The 23188-nt window shown below is 63.4% G+C and carries 27 protein-coding genes and 1 riboswitch; of the genes, 12 read left to right on the top strand and 15 right to left on the bottom strand.

The genetic code is table 11. From position 1 onward, the window contains the following. Window positions 1-90 precede the first annotated feature (90 nt). On the top strand, window positions 91-1044 hold the full coding sequence (locus V1273_RS06460; RefSeq protein WP_334366788.1) for a ribose-phosphate pyrophosphokinase: 954 nt from the start codon (window positions 91-93) through the stop codon (window positions 1042-1044). Window positions 1045-1197: 153 nt separating this feature from the next. Here V1273_RS06460 and V1273_RS06455 read toward each other — a convergent pair whose 3' ends face one another. Beyond that, the gene (locus tag V1273_RS06455; RefSeq protein WP_334409078.1) at window positions 1198-2010 is read right to left on the bottom strand and encodes an SDR family NAD(P)-dependent oxidoreductase; all 813 of its coding nucleotides are present in this window, start codon (window positions 2008-2010) and stop codon (window positions 1198-1200) included. A gap of 118 nt (window positions 2011-2128) precedes the next feature. Then, window positions 2129-2707, bottom strand: a complete 579-nt coding sequence (locus V1273_RS06450) for a 6,7-dimethyl-8-ribityllumazine synthase (RefSeq protein WP_247511783.1) — start codon at window positions 2705-2707, stop codon at window positions 2129-2131. 77 nt (window positions 2708-2784) lie between these two features. Then, a riboswitch (FMN riboswitch) is annotated at window positions 2785-2937 on the bottom strand. Between the two features lie 185 nt (window positions 2938-3122). On the opposite strand from V1273_RS06450, the gene V1273_RS06445 reads away from it, so the two are divergent. After that, window positions 3123-4100, top strand: coding sequence for a Bug family tripartite tricarboxylate transporter substrate binding protein (locus V1273_RS06445; RefSeq protein WP_334409077.1), 978 nt, complete (start codon window positions 3123-3125; stop codon window positions 4098-4100). Window positions 4101-4180: 80 nt separating this feature from the next. Here the strand turns inward: V1273_RS06445 and V1273_RS06440 are convergent, their stop codons facing one another. Next, on the bottom strand, window positions 4181-5005 hold the full coding sequence (locus V1273_RS06440; RefSeq protein WP_334409076.1) for an LON peptidase substrate-binding domain-containing protein: 825 nt from the start codon (window positions 5003-5005) through the stop codon (window positions 4181-4183). Window positions 5006-5561: 556 nt separating this feature from the next. Between V1273_RS06440 and V1273_RS06435 the strand changes: the two genes are divergently transcribed. Both V1273_RS06435 and proC read left to right on the top strand, forming a co-directional pair. Beyond that, a complete protein-coding gene (locus V1273_RS06435) occupies window positions 5562-6062 on the top strand; it encodes a YbjN domain-containing protein (protein WP_334366782.1) in 501 nt (166 codons plus the stop codon). Between the two features lie 123 nt (window positions 6063-6185). Then, entirely contained in the window at window positions 6186-7052 is an 867-nt protein-coding gene (gene proC, locus V1273_RS06430; RefSeq protein WP_334412182.1) for a pyrroline-5-carboxylate reductase, read from the top strand. A 113-nt stretch (window positions 7053-7165) separates the two neighbouring features. Here proC and V1273_RS06425 read toward each other — a convergent pair whose 3' ends face one another. The 4 genes from V1273_RS06425 to V1273_RS06410 form a co-directional block, all read right to left on the bottom strand. Continuing rightward, entirely contained in the window at window positions 7166-7561 is a 396-nt protein-coding gene (locus V1273_RS06425) for a thioesterase family protein (protein WP_334366780.1), read from the bottom strand. A 151-nt stretch (window positions 7562-7712) separates the two neighbouring features. Beyond that, complete coding sequence (locus V1273_RS06420) at window positions 7713-7916, bottom strand: tautomerase family protein (RefSeq protein WP_171710092.1); 204 nt, start codon at window positions 7914-7916, stop codon at window positions 7713-7715. A gap of 148 nt (window positions 7917-8064) precedes the next feature. After that, the gene (hisS, locus tag V1273_RS06415) at window positions 8065-9483 is read right to left on the bottom strand and encodes a histidine--tRNA ligase (protein WP_442894138.1); all 1419 of its coding nucleotides are present in this window, start codon (window positions 9481-9483) and stop codon (window positions 8065-8067) included. 264 nt (window positions 9484-9747) lie between these two features. Further along, window positions 9748-10824, bottom strand: a complete 1077-nt coding sequence (locus tag V1273_RS06410; protein ID WP_334409074.1) for a branched-chain amino acid aminotransferase — start codon at window positions 10822-10824, stop codon at window positions 9748-9750. 332 nt (window positions 10825-11156) lie between these two features. Here V1273_RS06410 and V1273_RS06405 point away from each other — a divergent pair, with 332 nt between their 5' ends. Genes V1273_RS06405 through V1273_RS06395 form a run of 3 tightly spaced genes read left to right on the top strand, consistent with a single transcriptional unit; the run spans window position 11157 to window position 13836 of the window. After that, window positions 11157-11705 (top strand): MarR family winged helix-turn-helix transcriptional regulator, encoded by a 549-nt coding sequence (locus V1273_RS06405; protein WP_334366777.1) that lies wholly within the window; start codon window positions 11157-11159, stop codon window positions 11703-11705. Continuing rightward, a complete protein-coding gene (locus tag V1273_RS06400) occupies window positions 11702-12442 on the top strand; it encodes a response regulator transcription factor (protein ID WP_334366776.1) in 741 nt (246 codons plus the stop codon). Before V1273_RS06405 ends, V1273_RS06400 begins: the two co-directional genes overlap by 4 nt. A gap of 8 nt (window positions 12443-12450) precedes the next feature. Then, on the top strand, window positions 12451-13836 hold the full coding sequence (locus V1273_RS06395; protein ID WP_334366775.1) for an ATP-binding protein: 1386 nt from the start codon (window positions 12451-12453) through the stop codon (window positions 13834-13836). 173 nt (window positions 13837-14009) lie between these two features. On the opposite strand, the gene V1273_RS06390 is transcribed toward V1273_RS06395, so the two are convergent. Beyond that, on the bottom strand, window positions 14010-14546 hold the full coding sequence (locus tag V1273_RS06390) for a DUF3617 domain-containing protein (protein WP_334409073.1): 537 nt from the start codon (window positions 14544-14546) through the stop codon (window positions 14010-14012). A 106-nt stretch (window positions 14547-14652) separates the two neighbouring features. After that, entirely contained in the window at window positions 14653-14949 is a 297-nt protein-coding gene (locus V1273_RS06385; protein WP_334409071.1) for a hypothetical protein, read from the bottom strand. Between the two features lie 164 nt (window positions 14950-15113). Here V1273_RS06385 and V1273_RS06380 point away from each other — a divergent pair, with 164 nt between their 5' ends. Together V1273_RS06380 and V1273_RS06375 are read left to right on the top strand one after the other, a co-directional pair. Beyond that, window positions 15114-15575: a hypothetical protein gene (locus V1273_RS06380; protein ID WP_334366772.1), complete on the top strand. Its 462-nt coding sequence runs from the start codon at window positions 15114-15116 to the stop codon at window positions 15573-15575. Window positions 15576-15699: 124 nt separating this feature from the next. Continuing rightward, window positions 15700-16380 carry a ribonuclease T2 gene (locus V1273_RS06375; RefSeq protein ID WP_334366771.1) on the top strand — a complete coding sequence of 227 codons (681 nt, stop codon included), beginning with the start codon at window positions 15700-15702 and terminating at the stop codon, window positions 16378-16380. A gap of 329 nt (window positions 16381-16709) precedes the next feature. Here the strand turns inward: V1273_RS06375 and V1273_RS06370 are convergent, their stop codons facing one another. The 5 genes from V1273_RS06370 to V1273_RS06350 are packed head-to-tail and all read right to left on the bottom strand — an operon-like array spanning window position 16710 to window position 18673. Then, on the bottom strand, window positions 16710-17330 hold the full coding sequence (locus V1273_RS06370) for a dihydrofolate reductase family protein (protein WP_334409070.1): 621 nt from the start codon (window positions 17328-17330) through the stop codon (window positions 16710-16712). Further along, complete coding sequence (locus tag V1273_RS06365) at window positions 17330-17836, bottom strand: SRPBCC family protein (protein ID WP_334383609.1); 507 nt, start codon at window positions 17834-17836, stop codon at window positions 17330-17332. The genes V1273_RS06370 and V1273_RS06365 overlap by 1 nt, the downstream gene beginning before the upstream one ends. 3 nt (window positions 17837-17839) lie before the next feature. Further along, the gene (locus tag V1273_RS06360) at window positions 17840-18181 is read right to left on the bottom strand and encodes an ArsR/SmtB family transcription factor (protein ID WP_334366768.1); all 342 of its coding nucleotides are present in this window, start codon (window positions 18179-18181) and stop codon (window positions 17840-17842) included. A gap of 8 nt (window positions 18182-18189) precedes the next feature. Beyond that, a complete protein-coding gene (locus V1273_RS06355) occupies window positions 18190-18492 on the bottom strand; it encodes a hypothetical protein (RefSeq protein ID WP_334409068.1) in 303 nt (100 codons plus the stop codon). After that, complete coding sequence (locus V1273_RS06350; RefSeq protein ID WP_334409067.1) at window positions 18485-18673, bottom strand: hypothetical protein; 189 nt, start codon at window positions 18671-18673, stop codon at window positions 18485-18487. The genes V1273_RS06355 and V1273_RS06350 overlap by 8 nt, the downstream gene beginning before the upstream one ends. Before the next feature lie 108 nt (window positions 18674-18781). On the opposite strand from V1273_RS06350, the gene V1273_RS06345 reads away from it, so the two are divergent. Next, window positions 18782-19642 carry a 23S rRNA (adenine(2030)-N(6))-methyltransferase RlmJ gene (locus V1273_RS06345; RefSeq protein WP_334409066.1) on the top strand — a complete coding sequence of 287 codons (861 nt, stop codon included), beginning with the start codon at window positions 18782-18784 and terminating at the stop codon, window positions 19640-19642. 262 nt (window positions 19643-19904) lie between these two features. Then, the gene (locus tag V1273_RS06340; RefSeq protein WP_028350729.1) at window positions 19905-20120 is read left to right on the top strand and encodes a cold-shock protein; all 216 of its coding nucleotides are present in this window, start codon (window positions 19905-19907) and stop codon (window positions 20118-20120) included. Window positions 20121-20283: 163 nt separating this feature from the next. Here the strand turns inward: V1273_RS06340 and V1273_RS06335 are convergent, their stop codons facing one another. After that, a complete protein-coding gene (locus V1273_RS06335; protein WP_334366763.1) occupies window positions 20284-20910 on the bottom strand; it encodes an outer membrane protein in 627 nt (208 codons plus the stop codon). A 221-nt stretch (window positions 20911-21131) separates the two neighbouring features. On the opposite strand from V1273_RS06335, the gene uvrC reads away from it, so the two are divergent. Further along, window positions 21132-23186: an excinuclease ABC subunit UvrC gene (gene uvrC / locus V1273_RS06330; RefSeq protein WP_334409065.1), complete on the top strand. Its 2055-nt coding sequence runs from the start codon at window positions 21132-21134 to the stop codon at window positions 23184-23186. Window positions 23187-23188: the final 2 nt, after the last annotated feature.

The raw sequence follows: 23188 nt of genomic DNA, 5'->3' as shown, positions 1-23188 counted from the left end.
ATATCTCCTCGCTCGTAAAAAGCGCCGGTTCCCGAGGACTTTCTCGATATGCTGAACGTCGTATCCAGCAAGGCGCGAGGAGAAGCGTTGATGGCGGCCAAGAACGGCTCGATCAAACTGGTCGCCGGCAATTCCAACCCCGCGCTGGCCCAGGAAATCGCGAACTGGCTGCACCTGCCGCTGACCAAGGCGACGGTCCGCCGGTTTGCGGACATGGAAATCTTCGTCGAAATTCAGGAAAACGTCCGCGGCTCCGACGCGTTCATCATCCAATCGACCTCGTATCCGGCCAACGACCATCTGATGGAACTGTTGATCATCACCGATGCGCTGCGCCGGTCGTCCGCGCGCCGCATCACGGCGGTGATCCCGTATTTCGGCTATGCTAGGCAGGACCGCAAGGTCGGCTCGCGCGCGCCGATCTCGGCCAAGCTGGTCGCCAACATGATCACCCAGGCCGGCATCGACCGGGTCATGACACTCGACCTGCACGCCGGCCAGATCCAGGGCTTCTTCGACATCCCGACCGACAACCTCTTCGCCTCGCCGGTTATGGTGCGCGACATCAAGGAGCGCTTTGATCTTAGCAACCTCATGGTGGTGTCGCCGGACGTCGGTGGCGTCGTGCGCGCCCGCGGACTGGCCAAGCGCATCAACACCCCGCTCGCCATCATCGACAAGCGGCGCGAGCGCGCCGGTGAATCCGAGGTCATGAACGTGATCGGCGATTGCGCCGGTTACACCTGCATCTTGATCGACGACATCGTCGATTCCGGCGGCACGCTGGTGAACGCGGCCGATGCCCTGATCGCCAACGGCGCCAAGGAAGTCTACGCCTATATCAGCCACGGCGTGCTCTCCGGCGGCGCTGCCGCGCGCATCGCCTCCTCGAGGCTGAAAGAGCTCGTGATCACCGACTCGATCCTGCCGACGGAGGCGGTCAACAAGGCTACCAACATCCGCACGCTGTCGATCGCGCCCCTGATCGCCGAGGCGATCAGCCGCACCGCTTCGGAAGAATCGGTATCGAGCCTGTTCGACTGATCGCAAACTCTTCGTCGTCCCGGCCTTGAGCCGGGACCCATAATCACGATGATCGTTTTGCGCTGCGCTGGGACGGCAATCCCCTAACAACTCACGCCTGTGGTTATGGGTCCCTGCTTTCGCAGGGACGACGATAGGGAGTCGAACCTTTCCTCAAAATCCCGGTCGCGGCACCAAATTCATCAGCATATTGGCATAGCCGCCATCGACCATGATCTCCTCGCCATTGACGTAGGACGCGCGATCGCTGGCGAGAAACAGGATCGCATCGGCCATGTCCTGCGGCATGCCGACCCGCCGCAACGGCACGACTGCGGCGCGGCGCTCGGTGACGCCGGGCGTATCGTAGAACGCCTGGCTCATCGGCGTGATCACCATGCCGGGACTGACGACATTGCTGCGGATGCCGTGCGGCCCCCATTCATTGGCGAGCTGCCGCGACAGCATGATCACGCCGGCCTTGCTGACGCTGTAGGCGCCGCTCTGCCCCTGCGCGTTGCTGCCTGCGATCGACGCGACGTGAACCAGACTGCCGTGGCCAAGCGCGCGCATCTGCCGGCCGAACACCTGCGCGCAAAGAAAATAGCCGGTCAGGTTGACGGAGAGAACGGCGTTCCATTCGGCAAGCGTCAAGACGTCGAGCGCACCCGGACGCAGCACGGCCGCGGTGTTGACCAGCACGTTGCATGGCCCCAGCGATTTCTCGATCGTCGCGGCCGCAGTGGTGACGCTCTCGACATCCGTCGTATCGCAGCGCGCGATCACATGATTGGCGCCGAGCTTGCCGAGCTCGGCGCGCGTTATCTCAAGGCCACGTTCATCGAGATCGATCGCGGCCACGCGGGCGCCGGCCTGGGCAAGACTGAGAGCAACGGCGCGGCCGATCCCACCTCCCCCGCCCGTCACCACGCAGACGCGGCCTGACAGGCCGAGCCAATCGGAAGATGTTTGCTCAGTTGCAATCATTGAGGCCTCCAATCAAGCGCTCCGTTCGTCATTGCGAGGAACGTAGCGACCGAAGCAATCCATTCTTCTTTCGCGGCAAGATGGATTGCTTCGCTTCGCTCGCAATGACGGGGACTTGCTACCCCCCAATCCCCGCCGCGACCTGACCGCGCAGCCGCTCCAGGCTGTGTAGCGTGTTGGCGCAGGCTTCGGCTACCTCGATGCCCTTGATGACGAAATGCTTGCGGAAGAATTCGTGGTGCACGGCGCTTTCATGGAATTGCTGCGGCGTCAGCACCGCCGAGAATACCGGCACCTCGGTCCTGAGCTGCACGTCCATCAGCGCCTTGATCACGGTGTCGGCGACGAATTCGTGGCGATAGATGCCGCCGTCGACGACGAGGCCTGCTGCCACGATCGCGGTGTAGCGCCGCGTCTTGGCGAGCAGTTGCGCATGCAGCGGTATTTCGAACGAGCCCGGCACTTCGAACAGATCGACCTGCGCGCGCGTGATATGGCGCGCTTCGATCTCTTCAAGAAAGGCAATGCGGCATTCCTCGACCACGTCGCGGTGCCACGACGACTGCACGAAGGCGATGCGCTGCGGCTTGACGAAACGCGGATGCACCGGCGCCGGCGGACGCTCGGGCACGTCAGGAACGTGATGGGCTTCGGCTGCTTGGGATTGGACTTCAGGCTCTTGCAACATCTGATTCATGGCTTTCCTCTTTCAGGACCAGAATCAGGGCATACGGAACGACGCCAGCCCACGCGCAAAGGTGCGAGGCCGCCGCAAACCGTTCTCTTTCATCCGGACTGTAACCGTCGGCTTCGGAATCACACCGAATCTGCTGACCCTTCTGCTCAGGCGAGAAGAAGGCGCTCGCGGGCTTGGGCTACGTCACCCTTACCGCCGGTGGGGATTTTCGCCCCGCCCTGAGAACATCGGCCGCCCGGAATGGACGACCTGCATAAGGATATGACCAAGGCCGGGCCGTCAGCAAGCTTCTTTGGCATGGGGAATCGGCATGTCCCCATGCCGCCGGAACAGGGCATGTGGCCTGCCGGATCGCTGCCTTTACTCAAACCGCGGCAATTGAGATAGGCTTGCCAAGAACAGGGGGACGCTCAACATGAAAATTCTTCGTCGGAATTTCCTCAAGCTGGCCGGCGCACTCATCGCCGCGCCTGCCTTGCCGCGACGGGCCTCCGCGCTCGATTATCCGACGCGGCCGACGAAGATCATCGCAGGCTTCGCTGCAGGAGGCGGTGTCGATATCACGGCGCGGCTGATCGGCCAGTGGCTGGCCGACCATCTCAAGCAACCCTTCGTCGTCGAGAACCGCACCGGCGCCGGCGGCAATATCGGCACCGAGGCCGTCGTGAATGCGGCGCCCGATGGCTACACGCTGTTGCTGGCGACGGTACCAAACGCGGTCAACGCCTCGCTCTACGAAAAGCTCAATTTCAATTTCGTCCGCGACGTTGCGCCGGTGGCCGGCGTCATTCGTGTGCCGATGGTGGTGCTGGTGCACCCCGCGGTGCCGGCGCAGACCTTGGCCGAATTCATCGCTTACGCCAAAGCCAACCCGGGAAAGGTCAACATGGCCTCCGCCGGCAGCGGCAGCGCGCCACACATGGCGGGCGAGTTGTTCAAGATGATGACCGGCGTCGACATGATCCACGTCCCCTATCGCGGCCAGGGGCCGGCAATGACGGACTTGATCAGCGGCCAGGTGCAGATCCTGTTTGCCGCCGCGCCCGGCACCGCCGATCACATCAAGACCGGCAAGCTGCGCGCGCTCGCGGTGACGACGGCCACGCGCATGGCGGAGCTGCCGGAGGTTCCGACCGTAGGCGATGTCGTGGCAGGCTATGAAGCCAGCCAGTGGTACGGCTTTGCGGCACCGAAGAACACGCCGGCCGAGGTCGTCGACAAACTCAACAAGGAGATCAACGCGGCGATCGCCGATCCCGGCATGAAGGCCCGGCTTGCCGCCATCGGCGGCGCGCCGATGCCGGGCTCGCCTGCCGATTTCGGCAAACTGATCGCAGACGAGACCGAGAAATGGGGCAAGGTGGTTCGCGCAGGTGGGCTAAAGCCGGAGTGAAGCGGCGATTTGCGAACGGTCCGGGAGATACCGATGCACGGCGAAACATTCACGAATCCGAAAGCGGTCCCGCCGGTTCTTCAAGCCGCCTGTTGACCGGCTTTCAGCAACTCGAGAATCTTCTCAAGCCGCGTAACCACATCGCTGGTTTCCAGGAGTTGCTGCCGCTGGTCTAGTCCGACCGACAGCAATGGTGCAACTGAATCGGCCAACATCCCGGGCTCTTCGATGCTGGGCAGCCGCAGACGCGCCTGAAGCGGCTTTGGCAGCGATGTATGATCGAGATTCGCATAGACCCTGTAGGCTTCGATGACGGCTCCGCACAGCGCAGTGGCATCCGCCGTCCGGCCGCGGCTCTCCACGCATGGCGCAATCTCCGCTGCCAAAAATTCTTCCTCCTTGCGCCTGACGACCAAAGCGCGTTCGAGGCCGGATACAAAGGCCTTGAGAGTGCCGTCCGGCAGCGCAACGCAATGGATCACGTCTGCGGTTGTACCCACCGAGTAAAGCGCATCCAGCGCCGGATCGTCGTCGCCGGAGCGCTGCTGCGTAAGCACGAGAACTCGGCGATCGGTCGCTAGAGCGCGCTCGATCGCGCGCTTCGTCTTGTCGCGCCCGACAAAGATCGGCGCAAACATTTGCGGAAACAGAACGAGGTCCCGCATCGGCACGATCGGAACCACCGGCCGCGCCGGCGTCGCCTTCAAGCCCGTGGCCGGCCGCGGCGTCTCCGATGAAGCCGGCTGGCTCGCTTGAATCTTCGCAGCCAGAAAATTCCAGTCCGGAAAGCCGAGCGTCCTCGCGACCAGTTCGAGGCTCTCGCTGTGGGTTAAGGAAACAGATTTGGCCTTCAGGGCCTCGCGCAGGGTGTGCGCCATAGCCTTTGCATCGCGGAAATCACGCATGGGATCCTCTGCATTGGCGAACGAGAAAATGTCAGGCGCTTGCGTTACTGACTCGTTCGCTTGGGCAAAGGGTGCCTGAAGCGGCTCGATACATTCACCGTACCCTCAACAGGGCGCAAGCAGCGGGTCGTATCCACCCGAACGAAAATATGCGCCCCGGCCCGCGCGGCTGTCAATTGCACGGCTTCAGTATGTGCCGTCTCCGCGCCAGGCCGAGAAAGCGAGACGATGCCGGGAAAATTAACCACAAATTAACCATTGTGGCGGACCTGCCCAATTTCCTCCGGCGTCTTAGACTCCGTAGCGCTCGAATCCGATTCCGGTTTGTTCTCAAATTAATAGGTATGACCGCGTTCAACTGTGGACGACGCCGCTTTGGCCTGTGGACGGACTCAGGGGTCAGTTGCGCGGATTCCGCAAATCACATCACTTGATCTCGGCAGGCCCCGGGATGATCCGCGAACGGGGGATTGCAGTCGGCGGCACCGCATCAGTTCAACGCGTGCCGTCCCCTTGGGTGCGTATCAGAAGAATTCAAAAACAAGGTCGAGACGGCATGTCCCTCCTCGAAGGCATTATTGATTCCCGGAACAACCCGCTCGCGGCCGTCGAGGACATCGCCGCCGAAAACAACTGGGCGTTCGAGCGCTCCGGCGAAGACGAAGTCACGATCGTCTCCAAGGGGAACTGGACCGACTACCAGCTCTCCTTCACCTGGATGGCGGAGATCGAGGCGCTGCACCTGGCCTCCGCGTTCGACATGAAGATTCCCCCCGCACGCCGCGCGGAAGTGCAGCGGCTGATCGCGGCGATCAACGAACAATTATGGGTCGGCCATTTCGACATCTGGAACCACACCGGCATGATCATGTACCGGCAAGCGCTGCTGCTGCCGGGCGGGCTGACCGCCTCGACCGCGCAATGCGAGGTCATGCTGGCCGGCGCCATCCACGCCTGCGAGCGCTACTACCCCGCGTTCCAGTTCGTGGTCTGGGCGGGAAAGAGCGCCGTGGAAGCCATGAGCGCGGCCATGTTCGATACCGAGGGCGAGGCGTAAGTCCCGCCGCTTCCACACGCACAGTGTCGTCCCTGCGAAAGCAGGGACCCGTACTCCGTGACCTCACGGCTCAAGCAAACTGCTTGTGGCCCCTCCCGAGCTTTACTAAAACCGCCGGTGATTATGGGTCCCTGCGTTCGCAGGGACGACGGCAGAATTCATGGTGACACCGTGAATACCAACACACTCCAAAATCTCCATGGCACCATTGCGCTGGCTGGCGCCGGCAAGATGGGCGGCGCGATGCTGACCGGCTGGCTGGCCGGCGGGCTCGACGCAAGCCGCGTGATCGTGATCGAGCCGCAGCCATCCGCTGAGATCGGAGCACTGGCGGCGCAAGGCATCCGCCTCAATCCGAAGGACGCGGGTACAGTCGATACGCTGGTGATGGCGGTTAAGCCGCAGACGTTCCGCGAAGCGGGGCCGGCGCTGAAGCCCTTCGTCGGAGCGAACACGCTCGTCGTCTCGATCATGGCGGGCACGACCATTGCGGCACTTGAAGAAGTCTGCGGCGGCATGGTGGTTCGCGCGATGCCGAACACGCCGGCCGCGATCGGCCGCGGCATCACGGTTGCGGTCGCGGCGAAAAATGTCAGCGCCGTGCAACGCGCCACGGCCGATGCGCTGCTGCGCGCCACCGGCTCGGTCGAATGGGTCGAGGACGAAAGCCTGATGGATGCGGTGACGGCCGTGTCCGGCTCCGGCCCGGCCTACGTGTTCCTGCTCGCCGAAGAGCTCGCGCGCGCCGGCGTCGAGGCCGGTCTGCCGGCGGAGCTTGCAACGAAGCTCGCGCGCGAAACCGTCGCCGGCTCCGGCGAATTGCTGCACCGCTCGGAACTTGCTTCGGCCACGCTGCGCCAGAACGTCACCTCACCCGGCGGCACCACCGCGGCCGCGCTGGAGGTGCTGATGGCCAAGGACGGCCTGCAGCCGCTGATGATCCGCGCGATCGCCGCGGCGACGAAGCGCTCGAAGGAGTTGGCGAAGTAGACGGAATCGTAGGGTGGGCAAAGCGCAAGCGTGCCCACCATTGCGAGCACGGTGCCGGATGGTGGGCACGGCGCAAGCGCGCCTTTGCCCACCCTACGGTTCGGCGGTCGCCGCTACTTCCCTGCAAGCCTCTTCGTGAACGTCTCGACATTGACGAGACCGCGGGCGTGGCGGCCGTCGCCTATTCTGCGCTCGCCTTCGAAGGCTTCGACTTCGAAGCGGATCACGCGGCGCTCGACGGTTACGACCTTTCCCGTGACGCGTACCGTCGCGCCGACCAGCGAGGCGCCGAGATGGCGGATATCGACCTCGGTGCCAACCGTGATCCAACCCGGCTGAAGATGGCCTCTGATGGCGTCGCTCGAGGCCATCTCCATTTCCAGAATCATCATCGGCGTCGCATAGACCATCGGCATATCAGGCACGAAATGCCCGACCGTGCGCTCGGGCGGCACGACCAGCGTCCGTTCCGCGCTCATGCCGATCTTGATGAAGTCGCGTGCGTCCATGGATGCTTCCGCAAAACCGCTGTCGTCCCGGCCTTGAGCCGGGACCCATAACCACACATATCCATTGTTACGGCAAGCTGGAGCTCCAGCTTCGCCCAACAACTAATATTGGTGGTTATGGGTCCCTGCGTTCGCAGGGACGACGGGAGAGCTACTTCTTCGCCGCTGCAGCTCGTTCCACGAACGTCTTGCCGCCCTTCATCTTGTGGGTGAGCGGCGCCTCGTTGATCTGGATCACGACAGCTTCCGCATCGACGCCGAGGTTCTTCACCAGCGCCTGGGTGATGTCGCGCATCATGCCGACTTTCTGTTCTTCGGTCCGGCCGGCGGCCATGCTGATGGTGATCTCAGGCATCGGTAGTGCTCCCTTTGTTTTTGCTTGTTCGGTAAATTGTCATTGCCGGGCATAATAGGCTGCCTGCGCAGACTACGTAAACTTGTCTGCGCCCGGCAATCCATCATTTTGATGATGGATACGCGGGTCAAGCCCGCGTATGACAAAATCAGTTGCCCCACTTCACATCATGGCGCGCCAGCACCTCGCGCACGCGTGCGACGATCTCGCTTTCGGCGCAGGAAAACTGAGCGGGGCGAGTCTCGCGCCATTCCTGGTTGGAGGCGATCGCAGCCGCGGCTTTCGCGCCTTCGATCAGGTCCTTGATCTGGATTTCACCGCGCGCCTTTTCATCCGAACCCTGGATGATGACGCAGGGCGAATTGCGGCGGTCGGCATATTTGAGCTGGTTGCCCATGTTCTTGGGATTACCGAGATAGAGCTCGGCGCGAATGTTCTCGTTGCGCAACTGCGCGACCATTTTTTGGTAGTCGGCGACACGATCGCGATCGAACACGGTGACCACGACGGGACCGAAATCCGGGCGCGTGTCGAGCTTGCCGAGCATCGTCAGCGCCGCCTGCAAGCGCGACACGCCGATCGAAAAGCCCGTTGCCGGCACCGGCTCGCCGCGGAAGCGCGAGACGAGACCGTCGTACCGTCCGCCCCCGCCGACCGAGCCGAATTGTACTGGCCGGCCTTTTTCGTCCCTAGTTTCAAGCAATAGTTCCACTTCGTACACAGGACCGGTGTAGTACTCGAGACCACGAACAACGGAAGGATCGATCCGAATCCGATCCTGTTCATACCCTGCGGCCTTTACGAGTAAATGTATCTCATCAAGCTCCTTGAACCCCTGCTTGGCTTCGTTTTCTTCAAGGCGCTTATTCCAGCTCTCAACGATTGCACTCGGTCCGGACTCAACGAACGGACTAAAAGTTACGACTGAAAGAATGTACGCCGCGGCCAGATCATCCAGCCCGGCGCCCTTGGTAAAATCGCCGCTCTCATCCTTGCGACCACTTGTCAAAAGGAGATGAACATTATCCTTCCCAAGCCGGTCGAGCTTGTCGATCGCGCGCAGCACGGCAAGCCGCTTGCCTGCATACTCATCGCCACCGATGCCGATCGACTCCATCACGCCATCCAGCACCTTGCGGTTATTCACCTTCACGACATAGCTGCCGCGGGGAATGCCGAGCGCTTCCATCGTATCGGCGGCCATCATGCACATCTCAGCGTCCGCCGCCGGCGAGGCCGAGCCCACCGTGTCGGCATCGAACTGCATGAACTGGCGGAAGCGGCCGGGACCTGGCTTCTCGTTGCGATAGACGTAACCGGCGCGGTAGCTGCGATACGGCTTCGGCAGCGCGTCGAAATTCTCCGCCACATAGCGCGCCAGCGGCGCGGTCAGATCGTAGCGCAGCGAGATCCACTGCTCGTCGTCGTCCTGGAACGAGAACACGCCCTCGTTCGGCCGGTCCTGGTCGGGCAGGAATTTGCCGAGCGCGTCGGTGAACTCCATTGCCGGCGTTTCCACCGGCTCGAAACCGTAGCGCTCGTAGACCTCGCGGATTTTCTCGACCATCTGGCGCGTGGCCGCAATCGCGGCCGGGCCACGGTCCTCGAGCCCACGCGGCAGCCGCGCCTTCAGTTTCTGCGGTTTTTTGGGCTTTTGGGTATTGTCACGCATACGGCGGTCCTATCAGCGCGCGCCGGACGCGGCAAGCGCGGCCTCGTCTGCACAGGAACCAGAATTCATCATGCTGGCTCGTCCCGGCCATGACGGAAAGATCCGGCCACACCCGGCAACCCTGCGATTGCAGAAGCAGCGGAACGATTCCGCCGCCGGTCACAGGACCTTTCTGATCCAGTCGTGCGGGTCCGCCGCACGGCCGTACTGGATATCGACGAGCTTCTTGCGCAGCCCCATGGCGACAGGGCCGGCGACGCCGCCGCTGATCAGAAAATCGCCGCTCGCCGAGCACACCTTGCCGATCGGCGAGATGACGGCTGCGGTACCGCAGGCGAACGCCTCTTTCAGTTTTCCGCTGGCGGCATCCGCGCGCCACTGGTCGATCGTGTAGGGCTCCTCGCGCACGACCGTGCCGGAATCCTTTGCCAGCGCGATGATCGAATCGCGGGTGATGCCCGGCAGGATGGTGCCGAGCGGCGGCGTCGAGAGCGAGCCGTCGTCGAACACGAAGAAGACGTTCATGCCGCCGAGCTCCTCGATGTAGCGGCGTTCGATCGCGTCGAGAAAAACGACCTGATCGCAGCCGTGCTGGATGGCCTCAGCCTGCGCGCGCAGGCTCGCGGCGTAATTGCCGCCGCATTTGACGGCCCCGGTGCCGCCGATCGCGGCGCGCGTGTAATTCTCCGACACCCAGATCGACACCGGCGCAGGTCCGCCCTTGAAATAGGAGCCGACCGGCGAGGCGATGACGGCGAAGATGTATTCCGCCGATGGCTTCACGCCGAGGAATATCTCGCTCGCGATCATGAAGGGCCGCAAGTAGAGACTGCCCTCGCCGCCCGGTATCCAGACGCTGTCGATGCGCACGATCTGCTCGACCGCTTCGATGAAGATAGCCTCGGGCAGCGGCGCCATGGCCATGCGCTCAGCCGAATTGTTGAAGCGCCTCGCGTTGGCGTCGGGGCGGAACAGGTTCACGCCGTTGTCGCGCTTATAGGCCTTGAGGCCTTCGAAAATCTCCTGCGCGTAGTGCAGGACGGCTGTCGCCGGATCGAGCGGGAAATTCGCGCGAGCCTCGACCCGCGCGTCATGCCAGCCGTTCGCCTGGTTGTAGCGGACGATGGCCATGTGATCGGTGAAAATCCGGCCGAAGCCCGGGTCCACGAGCTTGGCCGCGCGCTCCCTCTCAGGGGTTGGATTCGCCGCAGGCCGGATTTCGAATTTCAAACTCATTCCCCTTTGCCCTTGCTTCCCGCTATTGGAAATCGGCACCCATATTGGCGCCGGCATGCGTCTTCCGGGCCTTCACAGGTCTGGACTTCACCATCACCGGCCTTGCGGCCGGCTTCCGTCGCCGTCATGTCGGTCGAGGACATGCTTTTGCGGGATGCCGAAGTCCAGTATGTTTGCCGAAATGCCGCTCGACAATCGCACGGTAATCCATTTGCGGCCGTTGCCGCCATCGCTGGCTTTTTCCGGCTGCCTGACACGTCACCAGGTTCGAAACGACCTAAAGTTTCGTCGTGGCTGGCAGTTTTGTAACATTGAACCCAAGATATGTCAACATGACTGACATAAATTTCTCAAAGGGCTCCGTGGCCTCCGATTCGCAGGAGGCCGCCAGCCCTGCCCCGCGGGCTGGCGAATTTCGCTGGGACATTATCGAGCTGCTGTTCTTCGCCTATCGCGACTTCGTCGGCGACGCCGACCATGAGCTCGAGGCTTTCGGGTTCGGCCGCGCCCATCACCGCGTGATGCATTTCGTCTACCGCTACCCCGGCCTCAAGGTCGCCGACCTCCTGGACGTGTTGCGGATCACCAAGCAGTCGCTTGGCCGGGTGCTCAAGCAGTTGCTCGATGAGGGCTACATCATCCAGAAGACCGGCAATAACGACCGCCGGCAGCGCCTTCTTTACGCCACCCCGAAGGGCGAAGCGTTGGTGGCAAAGCTCGCAGGGCTGCAGACCGATCGCATCACCCGCGCGCTCCGGGACATCAATCCCGAAGGTGTCGCCGCGATCAGCGAGTTCCTGCGCGCGATGATCGATCGCGACGACCCCGACAAGGTGTTGGAGGCGATCTTCGGGATCGGCAGCAAGAAGCCAAGGGAGTGACCGTGCCGCAAGGAGCAACCATCGCTGCAGCCACCACGCGCGCGCCGCGGCAACTGGCTGATGACGCCCCGCATCTGCTCTTGGTCGACGACGACCGCCGTATCCGCGATCTGTTGTCGCGGTTTCTGACCGGCGAGGGCTATCGCGTCACCACTGCCTCAAGCGCGGGCGATGCGCGCGCAAAACTGCTCGGCCTGCATTTCGACCTCCTGATCCTCGACGTCATGATGCCCGGCGAAACCGGGTTCGACCTGGCGCGATTCATTCGCACCTCCTCGTCGGTGCCGATCATCATGCTGACGGCGCGTCACGAGGCGGAGGCGCGGATCGAGGGCCTGCAGATCGGCGCCGACGATTATGTTGCGAAGCCGTTCGAGCCGCGCGAGCTGATCTTGCGGATCGGCAATATCCTCAAGCGCTCCGCGCCGCCGCCGGTGGAGGCGCTGGAGCAGATCGCGTTCGGCCCCTACATTTTCCATCTCGATCGTGGCGAACTGCGCCAGGGCGAGGAGATCGTTCACCTGACCGACCGCGAGCGCGAAATGCTGCGCATCCTGGCCGCCAGTCCCGGCGAAACGGTGCCGCGCGCGGCGCTGACCGGCGGCGGCACGGTGAACGAGCGCGCAGTCGACGTGCAGATCAACCGGCTGCGGCGCAAGATCGAGCGCGATCCCGCCAATCCGCTGTTCCTGCAGGCGGCGCGCGGCATCGGCTATCGCCTGGTTGCGTCGCCCTGAGCCAGCTCATGAGCACGCTCGACACCGGCCTGACGTTCATCCGCAACGCGTCGCAACGCGTCTCCAGGGCCAATGGCTGGATGGGTAACGCGTTCAAGGGCTGGATGCCGACCGGCCTCTATGCCCGGGCGCTCCTGATCATGATCGTGCCGATGGTGATCCTGCAAACGGTCGTGGCGTTCGTGTTCATGGAGCGGCACTGGAACACGGTGACACGGCGCCTGTCGGCGGCCGTGGTGCAGGACATCGCCAGCCTGATCGACGTCTACAAGGCCTTTCCGCAGGACAAGGACCGCGCGCAGTTGCGCCACATCGGGCAGCGGCTGCAACTGGTCGTCGATTTTCTTCCCGTCGGCGATATGCCGCAGCCCGGGCCGAAACCATTCTTCTCGCTGCTCGACCAGACCCTGTCGTCGCAGATCGGCCGCCAGATCCGCCGCCCGTTCTGGATCGATACCGTCGGCAAGTCCAATCTGGTTGAAATCCGCATCCAGCTCGACGATGCCGTGATGCGCGTGTTCGCGCAGCGCAGCGCCGCCTATGCCTCCAATTCGGAGATTTTCATCTTCTGGATGCTCGGCACCTCCTCGATCCTGCTGATCGTCGCGGTGCTGTTCCTGCGCAACCAGATCAGGCCAATCCTGCGGCTGGCGGACGCCGCCGAAAGTTTCGGCAAGGGCCGCGAGGTGCCGAATTTCCGTCCGCGCGGCGCGCGGGAGGTGCGGCAGGCGGCACAGGCATTCCTGGAGATGAAGGCCCGCGTCGAACGCTCGATCGATCAGCGCACCGCGATGCTCGCCGGCGTCAGCCACGATTTGCGCACCATCCTGACCCGCTTCAAGCTCGAGCTGGCGCTGATCGGCGACAGTCCCGAAGTCGACGGCATGCGCAAGGACGTCGACGAAATGTCCGGCATGCTAGAGGCCTATCTCGCCTTCGCGCGCGGCGACAGCGGCGAGATCGCGCAGCCGACCGATATGGCGATGGCGCTGGAGGAGTTGCGCAGCGACGCCGAACGCCACGGCCATACCGCAACCGTGACGTTCCACGGCCTGCCGGTGGTGACGGTGAAGCCAGCCTCGTTCAAGCGCTGCATTGCCAACCTGGTTTCCAATGCGGCGCGCCACGCCAACACGGTCGCCATCACGGGCCACCGCGATCACCGCTATCTGACGGTGACGGTCGACGACGACGGGCCGGGCATTCCGGTCAATATGCGCGAGGAAGTGTTCAAGCCGTTCCTGCGGCTCGACGACGCCCGCAACCAGGACGAGGGCGGCACGGGCCTCGGCCTCGCCATTGCCCGCGACATCGCCCGCTCGCACGGCGGCGACATCACGCTCGGCGACAGCCCGATGGGCGGCCTGCGCGCGGCGGTAAGGGTGCCGGTGTAGGTACCGAACTGTGTCGTCCCTGCAAACGCAGGGACCCATAACCACAGGGCTTCGTTGTTGAACAAAAAGCCGTTGAACGGCGGCTCTCAAAATTTGCGGCACGGTGTATGGGTCCCTTGCGTTCGCAGGGACGACAATTCGCCGCGATAGATTCTGCGACCTCGTTACTTCCCCTACTTCTTCGGAATCAGCGCCTTCAGCTTTTCCATGTCCTTGATGTTCATCTTCATGCCGCCGGGCATGATGATGTCGCCTGGCTTCTGATCCGCCTTGCAGGCGCCGACCCATTTGGCCTCGATCGTCGAGCTGTTGTCGCGCGCGGCGCCGGCCATGCCGCCCTCACTCTGCGAGGTCGATTTTACGGTGTAGGCGGAATTGAAGTCGCCGGTGATCTCGGCACGGGATTTGACCGTGATCCCGGCGACGCCGCAGACGGAATCCGTGACATAGCCGGTTGCGGTCTTCTGGATATCCTGCTTGGAGCAGATCTCCTTGGCCAACGGCGACATTGCGGTGCTCATGCCCTTGTCGGTGGTCTCGTCGGTGCATTGGTGCATCGTCATCTCGGATGACGGCGAGCCCGTGCTCACCACTTTCATCTCCCACAGGCCGGCCTTGCGCACCGGCAACTCCACGGCGATAGCGCCGCTTGCCGGCAACAGAGCAAGCACACCAACGGCCGAACAAGATACAAGAAGCAGTCGTCTCATGGGTGGGCCCCGCTGAATTCTTCCATGGCACTCGTCTTCGCGCGAAGTGAACACACGCTCCGCGTGGCGAAAACATGTCCAGCCGGAAAACAGGTAGCGGCAGCGCTCAGTAAAGCGTGCGCAGCGGCCGCTCAGCGGCGCCATAGGGCACCCAGCGGCAGGCAAAGGAAACGTAGCCGCCGTAATTGGGCTGCACGCCGAGGAATTTCACCACCTTGCCGTAGCGGGCGCAGTGATCGACGGCGAGCTGGCGGGCGTCAGCCTGCATCGCGAGCGGATAGGCGATGATGCCGCCGGTGTCGTTGCCCTTGAACGGTGGCACCCGGTCCAGGTCTGCTTGCGCCGGCGGGCAGGCCAGCATTCCACCCATGGCAATCAGGCTCGCGGCCACAATTCTTCGCATCGCAGACTCCATTTCGCTCGAACCGCACCATAGTGTGCACCGATGGCCGTGAAAAGAATGCTTGCGGCACGAGGCGGACTTGGCTGTCAGGTGTTGCCGCGCTGCACTTGACCTTGTCAGGGCTTCGCGGCACCGTCCATGCGTTGGCTTACCGGCGGATTCCCATGCGCAATTTGTTCACATCCTTGAGAGCACTCGGCCTGACGGCAGCGGCGCTCGCTTTGTTGGTCTCCAGCCAGGCCGCGCAGGCCGCCAACCCCATGGAGCTCAATTTCGGGTTGTTCGGCCCACGCTATGACGGCCGCGTCGCCGAATGCGAGCGGGCGCTATCGACGATCGCGTACCAGTTCCAGGAGAAAGAGAGCAAGTTCTGGAATTCGGCGCTGACGATTACCGGTTACAGCCGGATCCATGAAACCGCCTTTCGGCCATGGCAGTCCGACAACATTCCGCGCCGCTACTGCAGCGGTGACGTGATGCTGAGCGACGGCAAGATGCGCACCGTGCACTACTCGATCATCGAGGATGGCGGCTTTGCCGGCTTCGGCCAGGGCGTCGAATGGTGCGTGACCGGGCTTGACCGCAACTGGGCCTACAGCCCCGGCTGCAGGGCCGCGCGGCCCTGATCGCCCTGAAATCCGGCAAGCGATCCCGGCTGACTCGGGCCGATTGTGGGATTGATCCAATTTTGTTCTTGAAATGTTCCGACTCCCTGCTAGGCTCCCGGTAGTCGAGTAGAGGGGGCGTTTGATGCACGGGTCCATCATTATTTCGCGGCTTCTGATTTCGCTGGCTCTTGTTGTCGTCCTGGCCGGGACAGCGTCCGCACAAGACCGCCGGCAGAACGCGCCAGGCGAATTCGATTTTTATGTCCTGGCTCTTTCCTGGTCGCCCTCCTTCTGCGAGGCGGCGGCTGAGCGCGGCAATAGCGGGCGATCACAGGCCCAGTGCAGCCGCCCCTATTCCTTCGTGGTTCACGGCCTGTGGCCGCAATATGAGCGCGGCTTTCCCGAATATTGCCAGCGGCCCTCGCCGCGGCTCGATCGCAACATCATGACCTCGATGCTGGACCTGATGCCGGCGCCCGGCCTGATCTTCAACGAGTGGGACAAGCACGGCACCTGTTCGGGCCTTGGCGCGCGAGCCTATTTCGAGAGCATCCGGAAGGCGCGCGCGGCGGTAAAGATTCCCGAGGAATTCCTGCAATTGCCGGAGCAGAAGACCATCGCCCCCGGCGATGTCGAGGAGGCCTTTATCAAGATCAACCCGGGCTTGAGCAGTTCGGCGATTTCGGTGACCTGCTCGAGCCGGCGCCTGAGCGAGGTGCGGGTCTGCCTGAGCAAGGACATGGAATTCCGCGCCTGCGACGAAATCGACCGCCGCGCCTGCCGGCGTGACGAGGTGGTGATGCCGCCGGTACGGGGCGGCTGAAGACCCGCTTACCGCCATGCCAGGCATGGCGGCCGCTTTGCGCAGACTGCCTAGAGTTGTCTGCGTTCCCGGTCATCCACGGCTTATCGTCATCTGCAAGACACGTGGATGGCCGGGACCTATCTGCAGCAAAACGTCGCCGACATTTTGGCCCTGATCCTGAGGCGTTTCGCGAAGCAGGACCCGTCTTCGCCATCCCGTCTTCGCCAAGGCTTCGCCGGGTTTTCAGGCCGAGATCGCAGCCCGAACGCTCGCCCTTCCTGACGCTCAGAGCTTCGAGGACCTCACCGCGCTGCTGACCTCGGCGGGGAGCGCTGAGGTCGAGACAGTTACCGCTCCCGGACTGCGTAGGTTAGGTGGGTCACCCGCCGCGTCGGCTCCGCGCGGACCGGCTCCAGGGCCACGCGGCCCGCGTCCACGCCCTCGAACAGGCGGATTCCGGAGCCGAACAGCACGGGTGAGAGCGCGATCGAGAACTCGTCGATCAGGCCAGCGTTCACGTACTCCAGAATCGTTGCGCCGCCGCCCGCGATACGGACGTCTCGGTCGCCGGCGGCCTCGCGAGCCTGATCGAGCGCGGACTCGATGCCGTCATTGACGAAGTGAAAGGTGGTCCCACCCAGCCGCTCCCAGGGGTCACGCTTCTCGTGCGTCACGACGAAGACCGGCGTGTGGAACGGCGCCTCCTCCGGCCAAGCCTGCTCGCCGGCGTCGAACATGCGCTTGCCCATCACGCTCGCGCCGGTGCGCTCGAACGTCTCCCGCACAATGTCGTTGTCGCGCCCCTCCTCGCCGCCCTCGCCGAGGTTCAGATTCTCCCGGATGAACCGCTGCGGGAACATCCACTGCTGCAGTTCCATCCACTGCTGCCCCATCAAATCCTCGAGGGACTCGGGCGCGATGAACCCGTCCAGCGACATCGACACGCTAAAGAACACCCTCCCGGCCATCAGTCCTCAACTCCTTTTCGAACGATCTCGGTGACGTAGGCAGCCAGTTTGCTCAGGGTCTGCTGGCCGCCCTCGATCGCGTGGTACTTCTCGACCGCCTCGTCGCGCAGCTCCTTGGTGGGGAACACCGTGCGCATCTCGATCCGGGTCGCCGCGCCGTCGGGCCCGAACGTGAGGACCGACTCAAAGGCGTTCGGGTCGCCGCGGGACTCACCATGCAGCATCGCGATCCGCTCCGGCGGGGCGATCTCGGTCCAGGAGATCCACTCCTGGTAGTCCGTCCCGTCCGGTCCGTGCATCACGAAGTCCCACTCCCCGCCGACGCGGAACTCGAACGCCCGCGTGGTGGTGGTGAATCCCTCCGGTCCCCACCATCGCGACAGATGCCGGACTTCGGTGAATGCCTCGAACACCAGTTCCCGCGGGCCATCGATGACGCGGGAGATCACGATCTCGCGGTCGGCCGTCGCTGACTGCGCTCGCGCGTCGCGTCCTGTCGCGGCCATCGGTCACTCCTTCTGCCTTGCCTGCTTGAGGTCCTGCACGTACGCGTCCAGCCGGTCAAAGCTCTCATTCCAGAACCGCTCGAACCCGCCAGTCCACTCATGGACCGGTCGCAGCTTGCGGGCGTCAATGCCGTACAGGCGCTGCTTGCCTGCCTTGCGGTCCCGGACCAGCCCGACCTCCCGGAGCACCCGCAGGTGTTTGGATGCCCCCGGCTGGGTCATCCCCAGCTCCTGGGCCAACTCGGTCACTGGCCGCTCACCCATCCGCAGCAGTACCAGGATTTCCCGGCGCTGCGGCTCGGCGATCGCGTTGAAGATGTCCGACGTCGTCGCTGCTCGTGCCATGGGCGCCATCATATGCCGATATCGGCATGCGTCAAGTCGGAAGAAATCAGGCGGGTCTTGTCAGATGACGATTGCGCCAGCAGAACCATCAGGATCTGCGCGCCGACCAGCGGCAGCCCGGTGAACCAGTGCACGCCCGTGATGGCTAGCTCGAGGCCGGGGTAGAACGACGACACCGCCAGCAGGTCGTTGCCGGCGAAGAACCCGTCCCTCCCGACGAGGTCGAGCAGCGTGCTGAGGTGGAACGACTCCTCGGTGCGGGTGGCCATCAGCGGATTGCTGAATTGCAGTTTGGTCAACGTCTTAGCCATTCTTCCGCTCCATGATTTGCTCGAACCGGCTCAGCCAGTCTTCGAGAAAGCGCTGGTGGCTCTCGAAGGCGCGCTCCATGTTCGCCGCCGCGCTCTGCATTCGATCAGCGGCGGATCGCATTGCGTGGCCGGCGGACCTGACAGCGTCAGCGCCGATCAGGTGAACACATCGTTCGCTCATCGGAGGCACGCCGGAGCCCTGGTCCTCCGAAGCGTTTCGCGAAGCAGGACAAGCCCGGCCCCGACGAGTAGAAGACAATACGTCTTCTCAATTGGTCGGCCGATTGCCATGAACTACCGACACGCCTTTCACGCCGGCGGCTTTGCCGATGTCATCAAGCACATCGTGTTGGTACGCATGCTGACCTATCTGCAGGAAAAGCAGGCCCCGTTTCGCGTCATCGACACCCATGCCGGCGCCGGGCGCTATGATCTCACGGCTGAGGAGGCGCGCCGCGGCCGCGAATGGCTGACCGGCATTGCGCGGGTAATGCAGGCGCGGTTCTCGGAAAGCGCGCTGCCGCTGGTGACTCCCTATCTCGATATCATCAGGGCATTCAATGCGCCGGGCCGGCTCGAGGCCTATCCGGGATCGCCCCTGATCGCCCGCGCTCTGCTGCGGCCGCAGGACCGCCTCACGGCCTGTGAAATCGAGCCCAATGCCCGCAGGCAATTGATCGATGCGCTGCGCCGCGACAGCCAGGCGCGGGTGGTCGATCTCGACGGCTGGACGGCGTTGCCGGCCTTCGTGCCTCCAAACGAGCGGCGCGGCTTGGTGCTGATCGACCCCTCGTTCGAGCAACAAGACGAATTCGAGCGGCTGGCCGGCGGATTCGCCGAAGCCTACGCGAAGTGGCCGACCGGCAGCTATCTGATCTGGTATCCCGTGAAGAGCCGGCGCGCCACCGACACGCTGGCACGGCTCGTCGCAAGCGCTGCCGCGGCCAGCAGGCCGGCCGGGAAATGTCTGCGGCTTGAATTCAGCGTTGCGCCGCAGGAGCCGGGCGGCCCCCTCGCCTCCACCGGCCTCCTAATCGTCAATCCGCCGTGGACGCTGGCCGGTGAGTTGAAGACAATTCTACCCGAGCTAGAAAAACCGCTCGGCCAGGGCGGGGCCGGCCGGTTCAGGCTGGAAACGCCCAAGCCGTGAGCCTCGGCGCGGCCGGTGGAAAGTGCGAATCGCCGTAGGCAATTTACGCGAAACCGTATTATGCTCAGTCCGTTGGGACTGGCTTTACGTTCCGCTTCCGCGAATGGTTGCGGCGGAGTGATCAAGGCCGAATAAGAATCCGGGTCGATCGGCGGCGTGAATCCGATCAGCTCAGGTGGCCAAGCTTCCGGCAGCGAATGTCCGGTCGGCCGATGCGCGAGATGCGCGTAACGGCAGAGCAATACGGGGGAGGAGTTTCCCGATGGCCATGACTGGAACAGTCAAGTTCTTCAACGGAGAACGCGGCTACGGCTTCATCAAGCCCGATGACGGCGGCCGCGATGTGTTCGTGCACATCACCGCCGTCGAGCGGGCCGGATTGAAGGATTTGACTGAAGGGCAGCGCATTACGTTCGAGGTCGAACCGGATAAGAAGGGCAAAGGCCCCAAGGCGGTCAACCTGGTGATTTCATCGTGAGCTGACGCTCACGTTGAACGCGGACTGAATTCTTGCTGCGAAGATTGCGCTGGGCATGGCGTCGCCGTCCACAGCGTGGAGATTTGCAATGCCCGCGGCCTGAAGGCAAAAAAATCCCGGCGACTTACTGCCGCCGGGAGGTGGTCGCCGCCAGTTTCTTTTCTTAGAAGTGCCAGTTCACGCCGGCCCGTATCAGGCCGAACCGGTAACCGTTCGACGCACCCGTAATAACGAAGTTGCTGTTGGCCAGATCGACATAGAGATATTCGATCTTGGCGCTCCAATTCGGCGCGAGTCCCACTTCGGCGCCGGCGCCGAGCGTCCAGCCCACATTGGTATGAGATTCCGTCAGGCCAAAGGTAGTAGCGCGCAGCTCGCCGAAGGCGAGACCGCCGGTGCCGAAGAACAAGATGTTGTTGAACGCGTAGCCGGCGCGGCCGCGAATCGTGCCGAACCAAGGGTTGGAAAATTTCCATGGCGCGAAGGTTTCTTCGGCGCCGGTCGCCTGGATGTCGCCTTCGAGACCGAACACCCACGGTCCGCCGTTCTGCCAATTGTAGCCGGCTTGAACGCCGCCGACGAAACCGGACGGCTTGGTCGGATTGTTCGCGACCGAGCCCCAGGCATAGCCGAGGTTGCCGCCGAGATAGGGGCCAGCCCAGCTATCGGGGCCGAACTGCGTCTGGTTGACTGTCAAGGGCGGGCGCGATCCGTAGAGGTCGGCCGCCCGCGCCGACGTGGTCCAGCCGGTAGCGATCAGCGCCAGCGCGCCCCACACAAGCCTGCTCATCCCCCAACTCCACGCAACTGCCGCGACCCTGCCGGCGAGAAACCGGCCTGGTTACGGAACTCCACCTTTTTCCGGTAAGATTTATCGAGAGTTTTAAGTTAAAGGGTTGTTAAGCCGGGTTAGCGCCCACTCATCAGTCTTAAGGAAGCGTTACCAGCGTCTCCACGAAGAGCGCGCCGCGAGCGCTGGCGATGCCGCCCTGCAGCGCTTAATTTAGGCCCATGGATCACGATTCTACCGACCATCCGCAGCCCCCGCGCAAGGCGCGGCGGAGTTCCCAGCCGGATTTGCCGCCCCAGGACCTGACTGCCGCCGCCGACGTCGATCCCGCGACATCTGCCGCCGAGGAGGACGACGAGGCGCGCCTGCCGGAAGCCCCCGAGGAGCCCACTGATGCGATTGCCGAAGGCCCGCTGGCGGTCGGCCACGCAGCCATCGAAAACGCGGTGCGGCTGGCACCGACCTCTCCCGGCGTCTACCGCATGCTCAATACCGCCAGCGATGTGCTGTACGTCGGCAAGGCGAAAAACGTTCGCAAGCGGCTTGCCTCCTACGCCCGCGTCAACGCGCCCTTGCCGGCGCGCATCCTTCGGATGATCGCGGCGACCGTCACGGTCGAGATCGTTTCCACCACGACCGAGACCGAAGCGCTGCTGCTGGAAGCCAACCTGATCAAGCAGCTACGGCCACGCTTCAACGTGCAGCTACGCGACGACAAATCGTTCCCCTACATCCTGATCACAGGCGACCATTGGGCGCCGCAGATCCTCAAGCATCGCGGAGCCCAGACCAGGCCCGGACGATATTTCGGGCCGTTCGCATCCGCCGGCGCCGTCAACCGCACCATCACGGCGCTGCAGCGCGCGTTCCTGATCCGCTCCTGCACCGACGGCTTTTTCGAAAGCCGCACGCGGCCCTGCCTGCTGTACCAGATCCGCCGCTGCTCCGGGCCCTGCACCCGTGAGATCGACTTCCCCGGCTATGGCGAGCTGGTGCGCGAGGCGACCGATTTCCTGTCCGGCCGCAGCCATGCGGTGAAGGAGCTGCTCGCAGCCGAGATGGAGAAGGCATCGAACGAGCTCGAATTCGAGACCGCGGCGCTCTATCGCGATCGTCTCGCCGCGCTGTCGGCGATCCAGTCGCAGCAGGGCATCAATCCCCGCACAGTGGAAGAGGCCGACGTGTTCGCCATCCATCAGGAAGGCGGCTATTCCTGCGTCGAAGTGTTCTTCTTCCGCACCGGCCAGAACTGGGGCAACCGCGCCTATTTTCCACGCGCGGAAAAGTCGTTCACGCCGCAGGAAGTCTTGGCCTCGTTCCTCGCACAATTCTACGACGACAAGCCGCCACCAAAACTCATCTTGCTGTCGCATGAGATCGAGGAGTGCGCGCTGCTGGCCGACGCCCTGTGCGTGAAGGCTGGCTACAAAGTCGAAATCTCGGTGCCGAAGCGCGGCGAGAAAAAAGAACTGGTCACGCATGCGCTGACCAATGCGCGCGAGGCGCTCGGCCGCAAGCTCGCCGATACCGCGACCCAGGGCCGGCTCCTGGAAGCGATGGCGAGCACATTAGGACTGCCGCAGGTGCCGAAGCGCATCGAGGTCTACGACAACAGTCACATCCAGGGCACCAACGCGGTCGGTGCAATGATCGTGGCGGGACCGGATGGCTTTATCAAAAACCAGTATCGCAAGTTCAACATCAAGTCCGAGGGACTGACGCCCGGCGACGACTACGCGATGATGCGCGAAGTGCTGGAACGGCGCTTCAAGCGGCTGTTGAAGCCGCCGGAGGGCGATGCGGCCAAGGCCGACGATGATTCGTTTCCGCAATGGCCCGACCTCGTCATCATCGATGGCGGCCGTGGCCAGCTCAACGCCGTCAGGGAAATTTTCCAGGGTCTGGGACTGACGCAGGTCTGCCTGATGGCCGTGGCAAAAGGCCCGGACCGCGATGCCGGGCGCGAGACCCTGTTCATGCCTGACCGCGAAGCCATCAAGCTCGAACCACGCGATCCCGTGCTGTATTTCATCCAGCGGCTGCGCGACGAGGCGCATCGCTTCGTGATCGGCTCGCACCGCAAACTGCGGAAAAAGGACATCCGGGAAGCGGGCTTGCAGGAAATCCCGGGCATCGGCCCGTCACGCAAACGTGCCTTGCTGCACCACTTCGGAACACTGAAGGAGATCGAGCGGGCCTCGATCGCGGACCTCGGCAAGGTTCCAGGCGTTAGCGCCGAGAGCGCCCGCAAGATCTTTGAGTTTTTCCATGCATAGGC

The sequence above is a fragment of the Bradyrhizobium sp. AZCC 1721 genome, assembly GCF_036924715.1.
In the GTDB taxonomy this organism is placed as follows: domain Bacteria; phylum Pseudomonadota; class Alphaproteobacteria; order Rhizobiales; family Xanthobacteraceae; genus Bradyrhizobium.
This window is presented reverse-complemented; position numbering and strand designations above follow the sequence as displayed.

Coding starts and splice junctions, on each gene's coding strand:
- V1273_RS06420 (WP_171710092.1), bottom strand. CDS start 7,916: ATGCCTGAGATCACCATCAGCATGGCCGCCGGCCGGACCGAAGAACAG.
- V1273_RS06340 (WP_028350729.1), top strand. CDS start 19,905: ATGGCCATGACTGGAACAGTCAAGTTCTTCAACGGAGAACGCGGCTAC.
- V1273_RS06435 (WP_334366782.1), top strand. CDS start 5,562: ATGTCCCTCCTCGAAGGCATTATTGATTCCCGGAACAACCCGCTCGCG.
- V1273_RS06370 (WP_334409070.1), bottom strand. CDS start 17,330: ATGGCCGGGAGGGTGTTCTTTAGCGTGTCGATGTCGCTGGACGGGTTC.
- V1273_RS06390 (WP_334409073.1), bottom strand. CDS start 14,546: ATGAGACGACTGCTTCTTGTATCTTGTTCGGCCGTTGGTGTGCTTGCT.
- V1273_RS06355 (WP_334409068.1), bottom strand. CDS start 18,492: ATGGCTAAGACGTTGACCAAACTGCAATTCAGCAATCCGCTGATGGCC.
- V1273_RS06335 (WP_334366763.1), bottom strand. CDS start 20,910: ATGAGCAGGCTTGTGTGGGGCGCGCTGGCGCTGATCGCTACCGGCTGG.
- hisS (WP_442894138.1), bottom strand. CDS start 9,483: ATGGTCGAGAAAATCCGCGAGGTCTACGAGCGCTACGGTTTCGAGCCG.
- V1273_RS06375 (WP_334366771.1), top strand. CDS start 15,700: ATGCACGGGTCCATCATTATTTCGCGGCTTCTGATTTCGCTGGCTCTT.
- V1273_RS06395 (WP_334366775.1), top strand. CDS start 12,451: ATGAGCACGCTCGACACCGGCCTGACGTTCATCCGCAACGCGTCGCAA.
- V1273_RS06365 (WP_334383609.1), bottom strand. CDS start 17,836: ATGGCCGCGACAGGACGCGACGCGCGAGCGCAGTCAGCGACGGCCGAC.
- V1273_RS06405 (WP_334366777.1), top strand. CDS start 11,157: ATGACTGACATAAATTTCTCAAAGGGCTCCGTGGCCTCCGATTCGCAG.
- V1273_RS06440 (WP_334409076.1), bottom strand. CDS start 5,005: ATGCGTGATTTCCGCGATGCAAAGGCTATGGCGCACACCCTGCGCGAG.
- V1273_RS06450 (WP_247511783.1), bottom strand. CDS start 2,707: ATGAATCAGATGTTGCAAGAGCCTGAAGTCCAATCCCAAGCAGCCGAA.
- proC (WP_334412182.1), top strand. CDS start 6,186: ATGGGTCCCTGCGTTCGCAGGGACGACGGCAGAATTCATGGTGACACC.
- V1273_RS06425 (WP_334366780.1), bottom strand. CDS start 7,561: ATGGACGCACGCGACTTCATCAAGATCGGCATGAGCGCGGAACGGACG.
- V1273_RS06410 (WP_334409074.1), bottom strand. CDS start 10,824: ATGAGTTTGAAATTCGAAATCCGGCCTGCGGCGAATCCAACCCCTGAG.
- V1273_RS06445 (WP_334409077.1), top strand. CDS start 3,123: ATGAAAATTCTTCGTCGGAATTTCCTCAAGCTGGCCGGCGCACTCATC.
- V1273_RS06380 (WP_334366772.1), top strand. CDS start 15,114: ATGCGCAATTTGTTCACATCCTTGAGAGCACTCGGCCTGACGGCAGCG.
- V1273_RS06350 (WP_334409067.1), bottom strand. CDS start 18,673: ATGAGCGAACGATGTGTTCACCTGATCGGCGCTGACGCTGTCAGGTCC.
- V1273_RS06345 (WP_334409066.1), top strand. CDS start 18,782: ATGAACTACCGACACGCCTTTCACGCCGGCGGCTTTGCCGATGTCATC.
- V1273_RS06360 (WP_334366768.1), bottom strand. CDS start 18,181: ATGGCACGAGCAGCGACGACGTCGGACATCTTCAACGCGATCGCCGAG.
- V1273_RS06455 (WP_334409078.1), bottom strand. CDS start 2,010: ATGATTGCAACTGAGCAAACATCTTCCGATTGGCTCGGCCTGTCAGGC.
- V1273_RS06460 (WP_334366788.1), top strand. CDS start 91: ATGGCGGCCAAGAACGGCTCGATCAAACTGGTCGCCGGCAATTCCAAC.
- uvrC (WP_334409065.1), top strand. CDS start 21,132: ATGGATCACGATTCTACCGACCATCCGCAGCCCCCGCGCAAGGCGCGG.
- V1273_RS06385 (WP_334409071.1), bottom strand. CDS start 14,949: ATGCGAAGAATTGTGGCCGCGAGCCTGATTGCCATGGGTGGAATGCTG.